This is a genomic window from Streptomyces sp. NPDC104371 (assembly GCF_055583785.1).
Window position 1 is genome coordinate 49,325 of the sequence record NZ_JBVJNF010000011.1, and the last position, 14,188, is coordinate 63,512.

The 14,188-nt window shown below is 69.0% G+C and carries 13 protein-coding genes and 4 pseudogenes; 7 read left to right on the forward strand and 10 right to left on the reverse strand.

The features are described from left to right. The first annotated feature begins 232 nt into the window (after window positions 1–232). Window positions 233–514 carry a hypothetical protein gene (locus ACZ60T_RS28205; protein ID WP_469668627.1) on the forward strand — a complete coding sequence of 94 codons (282 nt, stop codon included), beginning with the start codon at window positions 233–235 and terminating at the stop codon, window positions 512–514. A gap of 51 nt (window positions 515–565) precedes the next feature. Here ACZ60T_RS28205 and ACZ60T_RS28210 read toward each other — a convergent pair. Continuing rightward, window positions 566–1,005, reverse strand: a pseudogene (locus ACZ60T_RS28210) (SDR family oxidoreductase); the annotation flags it as partial. After that, the gene (locus ACZ60T_RS28215) at window positions 990–1,283 is read right to left on the reverse strand and encodes a hypothetical protein (RefSeq protein WP_469668648.1); all 294 of its coding nucleotides are present in this window, start codon (window positions 1,281–1,283) and stop codon (window positions 990–992) included. The pseudogene ACZ60T_RS28210 and the gene ACZ60T_RS28215, both read right to left, overlap by 16 nt. A 708-nt stretch (window positions 1,284–1,991) precedes the next feature. Here ACZ60T_RS28215 and ACZ60T_RS28220 point away from each other — a divergent pair. Continuing rightward, window positions 1,992–2,687: a hypothetical protein gene (locus ACZ60T_RS28220; protein ID WP_469668628.1), complete on the forward strand. Its 696-nt coding sequence runs from the start codon at window positions 1,992–1,994 to the stop codon at window positions 2,685–2,687. 423 nt (window positions 2,688–3,110) lie between these two features. Here the strand turns inward: ACZ60T_RS28220 and ACZ60T_RS28225 are convergent. After that, window positions 3,111–3,272, reverse strand: a pseudogene (locus ACZ60T_RS28225) (recombinase family protein); the annotation flags it as partial. A 191-nt stretch (window positions 3,273–3,463) separates the two neighbouring features. Between ACZ60T_RS28225 and ACZ60T_RS28230 the strand changes: the two are divergent. From ACZ60T_RS28230 to ACZ60T_RS28240, 3 genes and pseudogenes are all read left to right on the forward strand, one after another. Further along, window positions 3,464–3,640: pseudogene (locus ACZ60T_RS28230) on the forward strand (IS5/IS1182 family transposase); the annotation flags it as partial. Between the two features lie 105 nt (window positions 3,641–3,745). Beyond that, window positions 3,746–4,219: a glutamate racemase gene (locus tag ACZ60T_RS28235; RefSeq protein WP_469668428.1), complete on the forward strand. Its 474-nt coding sequence runs from the start codon at window positions 3,746–3,748 to the stop codon at window positions 4,217–4,219. 462 nt (window positions 4,220–4,681) lie between these two features. Continuing rightward, window positions 4,682–5,110, forward strand: a complete 429-nt coding sequence (locus ACZ60T_RS28240; protein WP_469668429.1) for a hypothetical protein — start codon at window positions 4,682–4,684, stop codon at window positions 5,108–5,110. A gap of 73 nt (window positions 5,111–5,183) precedes the next feature. Here the strand turns inward: ACZ60T_RS28240 and ACZ60T_RS28245 are convergent. The 3 genes and pseudogenes from ACZ60T_RS28245 to ACZ60T_RS28255 form a co-directional block, all read right to left on the reverse strand. Next, window positions 5,184–6,078: pseudogene (locus ACZ60T_RS28245) on the reverse strand (IS5 family transposase). A gap of 153 nt (window positions 6,079–6,231) precedes the next feature. After that, the gene (locus tag ACZ60T_RS28250; protein ID WP_469668430.1) at window positions 6,232–6,414 is read right to left on the reverse strand and encodes a hypothetical protein; all 183 of its coding nucleotides are present in this window, start codon (window positions 6,412–6,414) and stop codon (window positions 6,232–6,234) included. Window positions 6,415–6,734: 320 nt separating this feature from the next. Further along, complete coding sequence (locus tag ACZ60T_RS28255; RefSeq protein ID WP_469668431.1) at window positions 6,735–7,982, reverse strand: MFS transporter; 1,248 nt, start codon at window positions 7,980–7,982, stop codon at window positions 6,735–6,737. An 88-nt stretch (window positions 7,983–8,070) separates the two neighbouring features. Between ACZ60T_RS28255 and ACZ60T_RS28260 the strand changes: the two genes are divergently transcribed. Then, the gene (locus ACZ60T_RS28260) at window positions 8,071–8,436 is read left to right on the forward strand and encodes a hypothetical protein (protein WP_469668433.1); all 366 of its coding nucleotides are present in this window, start codon (window positions 8,071–8,073) and stop codon (window positions 8,434–8,436) included. 60 nt (window positions 8,437–8,496) lie between these two features. Here ACZ60T_RS28260 and ACZ60T_RS28265 read toward each other — a convergent pair whose 3' ends face one another. Both ACZ60T_RS28265 and ACZ60T_RS28270 read right to left on the reverse strand, forming a co-directional pair. Next, window positions 8,497–9,765 (reverse strand): M20 metallopeptidase family protein, encoded by a 1,269-nt coding sequence (locus ACZ60T_RS28265; protein WP_469668629.1) that lies wholly within the window; start codon window positions 9,763–9,765, stop codon window positions 8,497–8,499. A 318-nt stretch (window positions 9,766–10,083) separates the two neighbouring features. Beyond that, entirely contained in the window at window positions 10,084–10,692 is a 609-nt protein-coding gene (locus ACZ60T_RS28270; RefSeq protein WP_469668434.1) for a hypothetical protein, read from the reverse strand. Between the two features lie 406 nt (window positions 10,693–11,098). Here ACZ60T_RS28270 and ACZ60T_RS28275 point away from each other — a divergent pair, with 406 nt between their 5' ends. Then, on the forward strand, window positions 11,099–11,845 hold the full coding sequence (locus tag ACZ60T_RS28275) for an alpha/beta hydrolase (RefSeq protein WP_469668435.1): 747 nt from the start codon (window positions 11,099–11,101) through the stop codon (window positions 11,843–11,845). A gap of 247 nt (window positions 11,846–12,092) precedes the next feature. Here ACZ60T_RS28275 and ACZ60T_RS28280 read toward each other — a convergent pair whose 3' ends face one another. After that, window positions 12,093–12,929 carry a prephenate dehydratase gene (locus ACZ60T_RS28280; protein ID WP_469668436.1) on the reverse strand — a complete coding sequence of 279 codons (837 nt, stop codon included), beginning with the start codon at window positions 12,927–12,929 and terminating at the stop codon, window positions 12,093–12,095. A 365-nt stretch (window positions 12,930–13,294) separates the two neighbouring features. Continuing rightward, a complete protein-coding gene (locus tag ACZ60T_RS28285; protein ID WP_469668437.1) occupies window positions 13,295–13,996 on the reverse strand; it encodes a class I SAM-dependent methyltransferase in 702 nt (233 codons plus the stop codon). Window positions 13,997–14,188 lie beyond the last annotated feature (192 nt).

Below are 14,188 nucleotides of genomic sequence, written 5' to 3' on the forward strand. Positions count from 1 at the left end.
GAACGGTTCGATCCATCAGCCCGAGCGGGAGTACCAGCACACATCACGGTGAACGGGGCTCCCCCTCGGGACCCGGAGGTCGCCCGTGAGTGGCCACTACCATGGGTGCGGCTGCGACAGTACGACCGTCGCGACCAGGGCGGCCAAGAACGGGATGCAACCGATCCGGACCATGGCGAACCGGTCAGGTTTGACCAAGGGGTCGTCGCGTCCCGTGATCTTCGGAGGACTTGTGGACCTGTTGACGCTCCTCGATGAAGCCGTGGCCGCCCTCAAGGCTCCTCTGGGTGAGGAGGAACGGGAACAGGGCTGGACCGATGATCTCCGGCGAGAGGTTCAGGAGGAGATCTCGCTCAGCCGCTCGGCGCTGCGTCGCCATGGGGCGGGCATGGTGCGGTATCTGCGCCCGCGCTTCGATGAGTGGATGGAGCGGGAGGGCGTACGGTCGGGGCGACTTCGAAGCCTGGTGACCGACGTGCAACGGTGCCTCGTGGACGCGCAGCGGGCAGCGTAAGACGCCCGCCGACGCCCGGAGGCTGCGCGGCAGCGTAGTCAGGTCGGCCGATCAGTCGGCGAATCCACCGTTGCTCTTCAGCAGTTGTCCGGTGACCCACTGACCCGGCGGTGGGCACAGGAACTCCACGAGATGAGCGGCGTCCGGTGAAGTACATGGTCCCGAAGGTCGTCGGACATCCAACCCGTGTCGATCGGCCCCGGGTTGACCACGTTGGCGGTGATCCCGGGCGAGTTCGTGGGCAGCGGCCAGGGTGATGCGGTTCAGTGCGCCCTTGCTACGTCCCGTAGGCAGGTTGCCGACGGTGTGTCACTGGTCAGGGCGATCACGCGTCCGGTGTCCGGAGCCCCGTGGAAACGACGACCGTACTCGCGGACAAGCCACCAGGTGGCACGCGCGTTCACCGCGAAGTGGCGGTCGAAACTCTCCAAGGTGGTGTCCAGCAGGCCGGAGTCGACCGACTCGCAGTGGCACGTCACCAAGGCGGTGAGCCAGGGACTTGGCGATGGTGTCCGCCGCGTCCGCGTACTCCTGACAGCAGTTCGGCATTCGTACAGACCTGTTCGAGGCTCTCCGTGTCGAAGCCGCCGCGGAACACCGAGGCCCGTGCCCACAGCAACCGCTCGCGTTCCGTGCACAGTTCATGGCTCCAGTCGATGAGCGCGCGCAGGGTGCGCTGCCGGTCGGTGGCGACGCGGCTGCCCCCGGCCAGCAGCGCAAACCGGTCCGAGAGCCGCTCCAGGATCTCCGGCGGGGACACGGCGCTCACGCAGCCGGGTGGCCAGGACGGCCGCCGCGTCGGCACCGCGATGCCCCGGGTTCGCTACGTCAAGGGTGTCCAGGACACTCGGTGCGAGCAGCTCGGCCAGTTCGGCCACCTATACGCTGCCGGGGAAGGCGGAGCGCCAGCCGGGTCTTGCCCACACCGCCGACCCCGCCGAGCGTGACCAGGCGCGCGCCGGAGAGCAGACGCGCGATCCGGGCCGTCTCCGCCCCCCGCCCGATCAGCGACGTCAGTTCGCCACCCGGGCGGACGAAAACCCCCGGGGCTGCCCCCGTATCCAAGAGCGGCCATCTTACGGACGCACAGCCACGGCAAGGCAACGCACCGCAGTAGCACAGGAATTGAGCTCGTTCTCTATGCTCTGGCCCGGCCGAGGACCGGTAAGGTAGCGATCTTCGGGTGGCGTAGCCCCCGGAGTCCTAGAGGTGACTTCCTATGAACCTCCGTCCCATGACTGCTCGTTCCGATGCCGCGATACACCACGTGTGGAGGCTTCCCGCTGCCGATGCCGTAAGGGGGTACCGAGCCCTGTGGTGGAGTGCTGGGCCCGCCGGGGAGCTTGCGGTCCTGTTGGTCCACCGGCGCTGCCTGGAGCGCAATCGCTACCCCAAGGGGTGGGTCGGATGGAGTCTGGACGTTCCGTTCACCGGTGAGTTGGTCACCATCACCGGGCAGGAGGAGCGGCGCACCTTGGTGAAGGACATCCGCATTCGGCCGAGCCACCTCGCACTGCTCCCGGATTCCCGATTCCTGTTGGTGGGCGGCCGCACGTTCCGGAACGAGACCGAGGGCCCCTGGCCATCCAACGCCGTGGTGTTCTCCTCATCGGGAACACCTGAAGCCGAGTTCTGCGTCGGCGATGACATCTCCGACCTGGTCACCGATGTACGTGGCGGCATCTGGACGGCTTACGGCGACGAAGGCATCTACGGCGGCCATCCCGAGTCAGGAGCGGGCCTCGCGGGCTGGAACATCCAGGGCCAGGCGTCCTGGACTCCCAACGGACGGCTGCCCGACCACCCACTGCAAGGCTGCACCGCCGCGACCGAGAACGAACGGGTATGGCTCGTGTGGTACTCCGCCGGCAGAAGAGGCGGCACCTTCCTGACACAGATCTCTCCGCTCACCGGGGACGTGGTCAGCTATCCCAGTCCGGTCCGTGGTCCGGACGGATTCGCGGTCCGAGGCAACCGGGCAGTACTTACGCGCCGGAACCACAACAAGCGGTCCGTCGAGCTCACACGTGCCGAACTCAACGGCACCACCTGGACAGTGACCAGCCGCCGCACACTTCGCGTTCCCGGTCGAGTGGTCATGTACTGCGGCCAAGGCCGCAACGGCTCCCTCTGGCTCCGCGCAGGCGATACCTGGCTGCGCATAGAAGCGTGAACACCCCGACAACATCCGGGCGGCTGGGGGGGTGGGTGTGGACCTGTAGGTAACGACGGTGTTGACGCGGTTCTCGTACTCGGGCTCCAGCTCGGCGGCGCGGAGGAAGTCAGTACACGACCCGCCCACTCGCCGCCGGTGAGACCTGCGGTAAGCGGGTGAACTGCTTCTTGCAGGTAGCCCGGCGGCAGCGAGCGCGCCGGGGAGTGGGCAGCTGTGGCTGAGCCCGTCGTAGGCCAGCACGCACTGGAGGTCGCGCTTGAGTTCGCCAGCGGCGGCGATGGTCGGCACCATGACCTTCGCCGTGGACAGCAGCTCGCCGGTGCGCGGGTGGCGGGCGGTGAGGCCCATGGCGGAGAACACGCCGTCGTGGACGCGCAGGGCGAGGTGGTCGCGGTGGAGGACGTCGAGCACGTCGAGGATGTGCTGGCTGCCTCGTACGAGGCGGAACATCTCGGAGATGTGCACGGTATCGCCCGGCCGTGCGTAGTCGAGAAGCGCGCGGAACTTCGGCCGCTGGAGCGGGTGGAGGCGGCTGGAGGCGCCGCCGTCCTCCTCGAAGACGACCAGGCCCTCCAGGTTCATGGGACGCCCACGCTTCCTGTCGGCGAACGATGGCGAGCCCAAGTGGTCAGCACAACACTGCCGTTCAGGAGGCTGGCGTGCTTGAGCAGGGAGACGCGGGCCACGTCCTCGTCCAGGACGTCGTGCTCCCGTTCGCGTGGCGGAAGGGTCCGCAGGTGGGTGAGGGACGCGTCAAGACAGCGGGTAGCCCAGAGCGCACGCACGCCTGGCAGAACGCTTTCCATCGACTCACGCGCTGCTACGAACGCCGGACCAACGTCATAGACGCCTCTTTCGATCTCGCCGACACCATCATCACCATACGTAGCCTCATCCGCCGAGGCTGGGCTATCCACCGCTGGCACAGCCGCCCCGCCCGTCGACCCTAAACCCGCGCGCGACCACACGAGCTCACTACAAGAGGGCAGTTGATCCTGCCGACCTGACGCTCCTGGCCACGAGTGCAGCAAGGTCTGGTTGGTACGTTGACCTCCATGAGGGTGGTATTGATCGATTCGGGATTCGGCGTTCTCTCTACAGCTGGCTGGCTTCGGCACCTCGCCCCTGAACTCGATCTGCTCCTGCTTCTGGATCCCGAGGGCGCCCCCTGGGGACCGAAATCCGCCTCCTTCGTCACGGACCGTCTGCTCACCGCGGCGGAACTTGCCACGGAGCGCGGTGCGGAGGCCATCGTGGTGCCCTGCAATACCGCCACCGTTACCGCGATCGACGCCCTACGCGAGAGGTTCGAGCCTCGCATCCCCGTGATAGGAACGGTCCCCGCCGTGAAGTCGGCTGCGGCAAGCAGTCAGAACTTCGCCGTATGGGCGACCGTTCGGACCACCGCGAGCGACTACCAGGATCGCCTGATCGCGGACTTCGCGAACGGCATGCCAGTCGCACGGGTCGCGTGCCCCAGCCTGGCCGAAGCGATCGACCACGGTGACGTGGCCGCCGCGTCGACGTGATCCTCAGCGGTCGTCCCGGCCGACTCCCGGCCGAAGCGCACGCCTATCCGGTGGGCCGGGCCCTGGCCGCCGCAGCACGGGCGCCTCGCGAAGCTCTCATCTCCGCCGCCATGCGAGCCTCGGTGACTGCTTCGGTGATCTGAGCGATCCCCCGGGCTTCTGTCCATGACACGCCTATCTGCGTGCGCTCTAAGAGGCCGCGCAGATAGGCGTGACGGAGCGCCCAGGGGGTAGAGCAAGGCGCAGGGCTTGACGATCATGGAGTTACGACGCTCTGAGATCATCGAGGAGACCTGTGCCTGTTCTGCCCTCATGGCTGATTGAACCGCTCATACCCTGCTGCGTCGCCCGCACCGAGGCATGAGTTTGGTATGCATGGCTGTCATGCATAGTTTTCTTCTCGTTGAAGGCTCACACGGGTCGGGTAGCGTGGTGACGGAGTTTGCGGGGGTCCACCGGAGCGTGGCTGCGGCAGAGTCGGCCATCCGGGAGTACGTGCGCTCGGGCGGCGGCTTCGAGCTGACCCCGTCGGCGGGCCAGGAGTTGTCCTTGCGGATCTACCAGCAGGGCTCACGTGTGGCGGAGCATGATCTGATCCCGTTGCTCCGCCTGCAGATCCCCGGCTTCGCGGAAATGGGATTCGACGACGACTACGACCACGTCGGAGGCGAACCGGAGCCGGACAGCGACGCCGACGGCATCGATGATCCGGAACTCCTGGCCGACATGCGCGCGGAGGCGCTGCTCGACCACCACGGCGAGGTGGGGGTGACGGTCGAGTGGCACCGGATAGTCCTGCCAGCACTGCGGGAGCCGCTGCTCCCGAAGGGGCAATCCGTCACCGTAGACGGGCGAACCTTGAGCTTCGGAGCCAACTGGTTTCAGGGCTGACGCGCTTTGCGAGCCCCGCTCTCGAATCGAGTTCGCCTACGCCATCGCTCAGAGGTCGCGCGTAGGCATGTGGTTATAGCCGGTGGTTCGTGCGTTCGTCCCACCGGTGGGTTGTCCATGCTCGTCGGATAAGACTGCGCACGGTGATGATCGTGTCGGCGAGGTCGAAGAAGGCATCAATCACGGTGGCGCGGCGTTCGTAGCAACGGGCGAGGCGGTAGAAGGCGTTCTGCCAGGCGTGCGTGCGCTCGACGTGCCAACGCTGGCTCGTCTGGATCGGTGCTTTCTCGCCTTTGTGCGCGATGCGGCCGTGCAGTCCGCGTTTGCTGAGCAGAGCGCGGGTGGTGTCGGAGTCGTAGCCGGCGTCCAGGTGCACGGTGATCTCGTCGGGCAACGGGCCAAGCTGGTCCAGGCGGTCCAGGCGGTCCAGGCGGTCCAGGCGGTCCAGGCGGTCCAGGGTCGGGGCGAGCAGCGGGGAGTCGTGGCGGTTGGCGCCGGCCAGGACACGTCCCAGCGGGATGCCGTATCCGTCCGTCATGCCCGAGCGCTTCAAGCCCTGTTTGCCGCGGTCGACTGGGGAACGCCCGGCCACCTCGCCACCTCGCCACCTCGCCACCTCCGGGAGCCTTGGTGATGGAGCCGTCCACGGCGATCTGGTCGAGGACGAGGCCCACGATCCGGTCGTAGGAGTCGAGCGCGATCCGCTTGAGCCGGGCGAAGACGCCAAGCCGTATCCACTCGTCGCGGCGGCTGCGGATCGTGGTGGCCGAGCAAGTCATGTCGGCGATCGCCTCGTAAGAACAGCCGAAGCGCAGCAGCTGCAGCATCTTGTCGAACACAATCCGGTCGTTGATGCGTCGGCGGTGGCAGCCGAGTGGGTGGTCCGGGTGGTACTCCGACCGCTCGGGCAGCAGGGCAGCGAATTGGTCCCAGAGCGGTTCGGTGAGCCATGATGGCAGCACGGGCACAGGTCTCCTCAGCGATCACAGAGCGTCGCAACTCCATGGTCACCGGGACCTGTGGCCGCTCTGTCGCCGGTGCCCCCAACCGCCCCTATCCGCGCGACCTCTAAGTTCTGTTCCTCTTGGTCGAGTTCAATGTTGCGGATCTTGCGGATCGATTTACGGCTCGGGGTGCGCAGAGGCCCGTACGTACTCCTCGGCCCGGCGGCGCTGGTCCCGCCGCGACTGTGAGCCGAACACCGCGGCGTGCGCCTCCCTCAACACCTCGTCCCGTGCCGACGGGTACGGGAGCGCCTGCTCCTGGCGGTCCGCGGTGGTGTTCCTGAACGCGGCGGTGCTCATCCGGTTCTCCTCGCCTCGCGGTAACTGCCGCCAGAATTCGCGCAGTCGGCCGTGCCGGTGAAGAGACGGCGGTCACCCTTCGGTGTCCGGGGGTCCCACCGTCGTCGGGCGCGCTATGGCTGGCGCCACACGGGCGGGCGCTGCGCGGGCCGCGGACAGGGCGGTACGAGGTGTGGCCGGACCACCACCGCGACGGCGCGCGTATTGGTGGTCCGGGAACGGAGGAGCGGAGGGAGCGGAGGCAGGAGGTCCCAGGTGGCCGGCGCCTCCGGCTCATGGTTCACCGGCGCTGTCCCGTGCTTCCGGGCCCGCGGAGTGGGTCAGGTCAGCAGGAGGGCCGCGATCGCCGGGCCGAAGGCGCCGCCCAACTGGTAGCAGAGCGTGAAGAGCCCCAGTCCAGTGGGGCGTTGACGCTGCGGTACGCCGTGCGCGGCCACCATCGAGAGGGTGGCCTGACCGGAGGCGGCGACGAAGACGGCGACTCCGGCGGTCGCCAGCAGCACCGGCGCCGCCGCCGTGACGGCCGCCGTCACCGGGGCCAGCACGCCCAGGGCCAGGAGCACCGTGAGAACGGTCGTACGGCTGAGCCGGTGGGCGTACGCGGCCATGCCCCAGGACGCCGCCGAACCGACCAGCAGTGCGACGAGGCTGCCCACGCCGACGTCGGCGGCGCTCCAGTCGGCGTCGTCCTGGAGGAACCGGGGCACCGTGTACAGAAGTGCGAAGTAGACGGTCGACAGGGCGCACACCACGCCGCTCGCGGTCAGGAAGGCGGGGGAGCGCAGCACGGCGGAGGGCAGGAAACCCTCCGGCTCGCGCCGGATCCACGCGGTCAGGGCGATGCCCAGGACGGTCGCGCACACCAGTGCCGGGACAGGGAAGCGGGCCAGGAGGACCAGCGCGCAGACCAGAGCCACCGTCAGGGAGGCGCCCACGGGGTCGAAGGGGGCGCGGGCCTCTCCCGGGCGGGGCGCCGGGGCGCGCAGGACGACGTAGGGAACCGCGAGGAGGGCGACGGCCGACAGCGCCAGGGGGACGTGCCAGGAGACGTGGTCGCTGAGCAGGGACCCGGCGAGCGGGCCGAGTGCACCGCACATGCCACTGCCGGCCGTGACCACGCCCATGCGGCGCGGGGTGCCCGCGAGGTTGATGGCGGTGGTGACCAGGCCACTGCCGCCCAGGGCCTGGGCGGCCCGTCCGGCCAACAGCCCAGGCATCGACTCCGAGGCCACCACCAGGACGGTACCGACGGCCACCAGGACGGCGCTGGTCAGTACGACGGCGCGGATGCCGCGATAACGCAGCAGGGCGGCCGCGAGCGGGGTGCACACCGCCACGGCCAGGCCGAAGGCAGTGGCCAGCCACGTCGCCGTGCTGACGGACACTCCGATGTCGTGGGCGATGTCGGGCAGCGTCGTGGTCGTGGTGTTGGCGCTCAGGGCGGTCGGGGTGGCCAGCAGACCCAGCGCGACGGCGGATATCCGGGCGTGCGGGGCGTCGGCTCCCGCGGTCAGGGTGTCGGTCGATGGCGTACGGCGGCTCTGCCGGCCGGTTAATGAGCGGTGCATGACGGTGCCTCCTCGCAGCACGGCGGTCGATGTGAAGACAGACTTCGAAGGTAAACTACACCGTGCAGTGCAGAGAGTGCACTGATGAGTGCAATCTCAGCTGTTCCAGACCGTGGCCCTGGAGGGCGCCGAGCAAGTCCCCCAAGCCATCGCGGAGATCCTCGAACGCCATCTGCGCAAGGTCGTCGACGTGCGGGAGGACCTCATCGCCTTCGGTCTTGAACGGGTCGCGGCCGTCACGGCGTTCCCCGACCACTTCGCCCTGGTGCGCACCATCGAGGCAGAGGCCACGAAGCCCCGCGGGGCGCGCGGGCCCGGAGCACGGCTCCGAGTTGCGCTGCCCAGGGCGCCGCACGGCTGCGATACGACTGTTGGCCGCACTCACAGTACGCAAGGTGATCCGCCCGGCAGCCGTGCGGCGAACAGGCCGCTCGGTGGTGAGACTTGGGACTGACGAGCCGGAGCCCGAGTGCGGGAGTCAGCCGCCTCGGGTCCTGAGCCCGGCTGGCAAGTCCTACGCCCCGTGGGTGCGTTGCGCGATCCAGCCGGCCATCGCCCGTACACCGATGCCGATGGCACGCTCGTCCGGGGAGAAGTCCGGATAGTGGGGGTAGCTCGTGGTGATGGGTGCTCCAGGAGCACGGACGCCGAGAAACGTGTACGTACCGGGGATCCGGTCCAGGTAGAGGGCGAAGTCCTCGCCGCTGAAGGGCGGGAAGGCGGTCTGAAGCTCGATGACCGTGTCACGGCCGACGGTGCGGCGTAGGTGACGGGCGAGCAGGTCGCCGTCGTGCTCGGGGCAGACCAGGGCCGGGAACGGCTCGGTGGGGAATCGTGTCACGGTGCCCGCGTACGCCATGCTCGCTCGGCGGATGTCCCCGCGGACCTCCACATACCGCTCCGGCGGCCAGCAGCGATAGGACACGTTCACCGTGGCCTCCTTGGCCGTGGCCCGGAGGGCTACGAACCGTGCCAGCGGACCGTCGGGTGTCCTGGAGTCGGCGATGATGCGCTCCAGGTCCGCAGGGGTCTGCGGCAGTGCCACGGTGGCGAGCGCGTCGATGTCGGCGCTCAGGCGTCGCGCGGCATCGACCGCGTCCGGCCCGGAGAGGGTCACCTCCGCCTTGTCCTGGCCCGGCATCCCGTAGCCCGAGGTCACGGCGAACCGGCCGACCGGGAACGGGCCGCAGTGCAGCGCATGGATCTCCTCGATACCCATACGCTCCAGCACACCCGCGTCGATCAGCGCGCGGGCGCCGGACAGGGCCTCCTCGGCAGGCTGGAAGAGGAAGACCACCGTTCCCCTCAACTGCTGCCGCAGCCGCGCCAGGACCCGAGCGACGCCGACACCCACCGCGGTGTGGACATCGTGGCCACAGACGTGGGCCGGCGCCGGACCAGTCCCGACGATATCCGAGGGCGGAACCGCGTCCATGTCCGCCCGATAGGCAACGGTCCGGCCCGGACGCGTACCCCGCAGGACACCGACGACGCCGTGGCCGCCCACCCCGGTGGTCACGGTCAGCCCCGCCGCCCGCAGCTCCCGGGCCACCACAGCGGCCGTACGCTGCTCCAGTCCCGGGGCTTCGGGGTGCTGGTGGATGTCCCGCCGCAACTCGATCAACGTGCGCTCCAGACGCGCCACTTCGGCGTCCACCGCCGCCTGTCTCACCGGCCCTCCCCACCCTCCGGCCGCAGCCGTGTCCGCGCCTGCGAACACCGTTCCCGCACCGGCCGCCGCTGCCCCGGCCAGTATCGTGCGGCGCGTGAGAGCGTGTTCCATGGGACGACTCACTGGTTTCTCCTTCGGCTCACGTTGTTGTCCGGGAACCACGATCGCCGCACACCGATGCCGCCGCCCATCCGGCCAGCCACCATGGGGGAGTGGGGGTACCCCCCTGAACGCTGTGATGACGATGCTGACGGGGCGGCCTCGTGTTCCAGGCCGACGGCGGACCCACCAGCCGTCCGGCCGCGGAGCGTTACGTGTGCAGGGCGGCTCGGCTGCGTTGGACGAAAGGAGCAGGTCGAGGGGCGTCCCATCTCACCAGGAGCGGGCGCCCTCGTGCGTAGGCGGACCGTGGCGACGATGAGTCCCGCATCACTGCCGTTCGCGCTCGGGTGGTTGGTGCTTCCTGATGGTGTGGAGGAACGCGGTCACCAGCAGCGCGGTCACCGTGACCGTCGCGGTCAGGCCCACCGCCCCGATGTACGGGAGCTGTTCGTGCACCCAGCAGGCGCCACCCGTGCGATAGCAGGAGGCGTTCCAGTCCGTGTGTCGTTTGGGGCGCCAGGTCGAGCCGATCACTCCGGCGACGAGCCAGCAAGCGGTCAGACCCGGAAGGGAGGCAGCCACCCAGGCCAGTGAACGAGCCTTGCTCACCTTCCAGTTGAGCAGTACCAACGGTGCCGCGAAGGCCACAAGAACGAGCGGTACGAGCGCACCGACGGTGGCGGCGAAAGTGTAGGCCCCGCCCGGCCAGGCGGGAGCGAGGCTGCCCCAGATGGTGCGGCCCCAGTGCATGTCGATGACGATCACGGGCGCGAGGAGGACGAGGAACACCGGGATGGTCAGGCAGCCGAACGTCGCTTCGCGGCCACTCAGCCGGGTGCGCGGCGGATCCGCAGACGGCCTGCCCGAGCGGTGCACGTAGCGCGGGCCCGAACCCGCCGCTCTGCGCCGTTTCGGCTTCGCCGAACCTCCGCCCACACCCGGTCACTCCCCGTCTTCCCGCCAACACCGTGTCCGCGGCAGCGAACGAACACCATCACCTCGGCCACCGCCCGCGTAACGTTCCAGCCCGCGCTCTGCCGCGAACACCACGAGGCGGGTGGATCTCTCGGTGCCCATGCGTGGCTGCGGCTGAGCACGATACCCGGCCCAGATGGGCAACTCCGGTGCGATGTTCCGACTCCTCGGCATCGACCACGCACCTCGTCTACGAACTCGTTTGGCGGACCGCCGCGACCACTGCTAAGTTTCCGGAGGCCGTGCGAGAGATCGAGGAGGTGGTACCCGTGAACGCAGTATCGACATGGGTGCTCCCCTCTGGAGCCACGGTCGGGCGGTAGGTCGTCCGGGAGCGCCCTTCAGTGCACTCCCGAAAGGCACGACCATGCATTTCACTTCTGAGCAGCGTCTCGACGACGGTGTCCTCGAGCGCGAATTCACCCTCGGCGAGATCCCCGGCATCCTGTGGACGCCCGCATCCGCATCCGCTTCCGCCTCCGCACCGGTGCCGCTGATCCTTCTCGGCCACCCCCCGCTCGGACTGCGCAAGATGTACCCGCGGCTGGTGGGGCGGGCCCGGCACGCCGTGGCGGACGGCTTCGCCGCGGCCACCATCGAGCTCCCCGGGAGCGGCGACCGGCCCCGTTGGCCCGCTGCCGAGCAGGCCCGCGCCGACCTGCGCCGGGCCATGGAGGCCGGCGAGCCGGTCGGCGACGAGATCATCGACGCCCTCATCCTCCCGCTTGTCGAGAAGTCGGTCCCGGAATGGCAGGCGGCCTTGGACGCCCTCCTGTCGCTCCCCGAGATCGGCGGCCCTGTCGGATACTCAGGGGGAGTGATCTCCATCGGCGTTCGCCTCGCGGTGGTCGAGCCGCGCATCGTGGCCGCCGGTCTCTTCGCCGGGAGTTTCGTGCCTCGCGCCATGCTCGAGGAGGCCCGCCAGGTCACCATCCCGCTGCACGTCCTGCTGCAGTGGGACGACGAGGGGAACAACCGGCAGGCGGCCCTCGACCTGTTCGACGCCTTCGGCTCCAAGGAGAAGTCCCTGTACGCCAATATGGGCGGGCACACCGGCGTCCCGCAGTTCGCGGGGGACGCCGCGGCCCAGTTCTTCACCCGGCACCTGAGGTGAAGCCGGGCCGTCAGGCCACCAGCAGACGGTAAGCCGCGCTGACCAGGACGCTGCTCACCAGGGGAACGTCCCGGCGCGCCTCTGCTGCTTGTGCCGTGGGCCCTTGCCGACTCGGCGGGGCCCACGCCGCGAGCTTCGGGCCGGGCATCGGGACCGAACACCCGGAGGAGCGAGCCGAGTTGCATGACACCTCTCGTGGCTCCTCAGGCAGTGAGCTGGTTCGCGGCGGCGTCGAGCGAAGGCGTGGTCAGCCCTTCAGCCGGTGCGGATGCGCGGGGTACACGCCGAGGATCCGTACCTCGGAGGAGAAGAAGCGCAGTTCGTGCAGAGCGAGGGCGATGCGTTCCTCGTCGGGGTGTCCCTCGATCTCGGCATAGAAGCGGCTGGCGTTGAGACCCGCCCCGATCTGGTAGCTCTCGATCTTGGTGAGGTTCACCCCGCTGCTCGCGAACCCGCCGAGCGCCTTGTACAGCGCGCTCGGGATGTTGCGGACACAGAAGAACAGGCTCGTCATCGTAGGCTCCCCCATGTACGGAGCCGGGGAGGACTCTCGGGACAGGACGACGAACCGCGTGGTGTTGTCCGGGTCGTCCTCGACGCCGGGGCGCAGCACGTCCAGGCCGTAGAGCCCGGCCGCGGCGGGCGGGGCGAGCGCCGCATGCCGCGGGTCGCCCAACTCGGCCACCTCACGCGCCGCTCCGGCCGTGTCGTCGCTGACGAGGGTGCGCCAGCCGCCCTCCCGCAGCAGCTTGCGGCACTGCCCCAGAGCGTGCACGTGGCTGCGTACGCACTCGACCTGGTCCAGCGTCGTGCCGGGCGCCCCCATCAGGTCGAAGCGGATGGCGAGGAAGTACTCGGCGATGATGAACAGCCCCGACTCCGGCAGCAGATGGTGCACATCCGCGACGCGACCGGCCGTGGAGTTGTCGACCGGGATCACGGCCACGTCGGCGGCGCCGAGTGTCACGGCGTCCAGGGCCTGTTCGAAGCCCGTGCAGGGCAGTTCGCCGCCCTCGGGGTACAACGCGCGTGCGGCGGTAGCCGAGTTGGATCCCCGCTCGCCCTGATATGCGATGGTCGTCACCGTGTTCAGCCTCTCTGAGGAACATCCTTCGTCGGGCGGCATCAACTGCGCCACATACCGCACCTGTTGCAGTATCGGCGCACGGGCTTCGATCAGTCACACTAGGCGGCGCAGGGCGGTAGCTGAGGGTGATGGGTTACGCTAGACTTGATCTTGAGCTGGTCACCCTGCAACTCGGGTCGGCTGGTGCTGCGTTGGTGGTCCAAGGAAAGACGCCCCGCTTCCTGCGGGGAGATGCAGGTGCAAGGCCTGCCCGGCGCTCTGATCCGAGCTCCGGTCCCCACAACGGGGGCCGGGGCTCGCGTGTTTGTGCCGTAGCCGCCGCCGCTCTGTTTGTCAGTGGCACGCTGGTCCTCGTTTGCCTGTCAGGCCGAGGAGTTCGCCCTCACCAGTAACGTATCGGCCGTGCGCGGCCCCTGCGTTGTGGTGCGCAGCAGGTCCACGGTGATCTGGGTGAACCCGGCCTCTTCGAGCAGTGCCGTCCACACCTGCTTCTGGAGCACCCAGCGGCGCATCGTGGTCTCCTCGCCGTCCGGCGTCCTGGCCATGACGTCGGCGGCCACCGCGTCAGGCTCGGCGGGGATCTTGTTCAGGTAGTGAGCGAGGGTGGAGAACACCAGTCGGCCGCCGGGCCGCAGTGCCGTTGCCGCCACGGGCAGGAGCAGGCGGGGGTCGGTGAAATCCAATGCTCCGAACACGCTGTACAGAACGTCATAGGTGTCGGCCGATGCGCGTAGATGGGCTACGGCGTCGGACGCCACGATGCGCAGGCGCGGCGCGAGGTGCCCGTACAGGTCGGTGGCCATCGCGTGCTGAGCGGGTGAGGCGTCCACGGCGACAACTCGGGCGGGCCGGTGACGGGTCGCCAGGTATGCGGCGTGCCGGGCCGTTCCCGCGCCGAGGTCTCCCACGCACCGGTCCTGCAAATCACCGAGGACTTCCGGGCCGGGGTCGTTGTCCTGGTTCCAGGTCCAGCAGAACGCTTCGGGGACGGCGCGGTCCGTGGCGGCACGGGATCGCCCGTAGTGGTGCCAGAGGTCTGGGGTGGTGGTCGTCACCCGCCTCATCCTGGCCCGCGTGACCCGGCCGTGGACCGTTTCACCGCAATCTCACCCGACTGTGTCCGGGGCGGGGCCGAGCGACCCCGAGCCCCGGATGCGTTCCGTCTGGTTGACCAGTGCGAGTGGTTGCCGAGGTAGCAGGGCCGGACTCGGCGGCGTCCGCCCACAGCGGCAGGCCGAGCTCCCGCGCCGTTGAAG

Bases quoted from the DNA above. Each gene is read 5' to 3' on its own strand.
- ACZ60T_RS28265 (WP_469668629.1), bottom strand. From the start codon at position 9,765: ATGGAACACGCTCTCACGCGCCGCACGATACTGGCCGGGGCAGCGGCG.
- ACZ60T_RS28285 (WP_469668437.1), bottom strand. From the start codon at position 13,996: ATGAGGCGGGTGACGACCACCACCCCAGACCTCTGGCACCACTACGGG.
- ACZ60T_RS28255 (WP_469668431.1), bottom strand. From the start codon at position 7,982: ATGCACCGCTCATTAACCGGCCGGCAGAGCCGCCGTACGCCATCGACC.
- ACZ60T_RS28275 (WP_469668435.1), top strand. From the start codon at position 11,099: ATGCATTTCACTTCTGAGCAGCGTCTCGACGACGGTGTCCTCGAGCGC.
- ACZ60T_RS28235 (WP_469668428.1), top strand. From the start codon at position 3,746: ATGAGGGTGGTATTGATCGATTCGGGATTCGGCGTTCTCTCTACAGCT.
- ACZ60T_RS28250 (WP_469668430.1), bottom strand. From the start codon at position 6,414: ATGAGCACCGCCGCGTTCAGGAACACCACCGCGGACCGCCAGGAGCAG.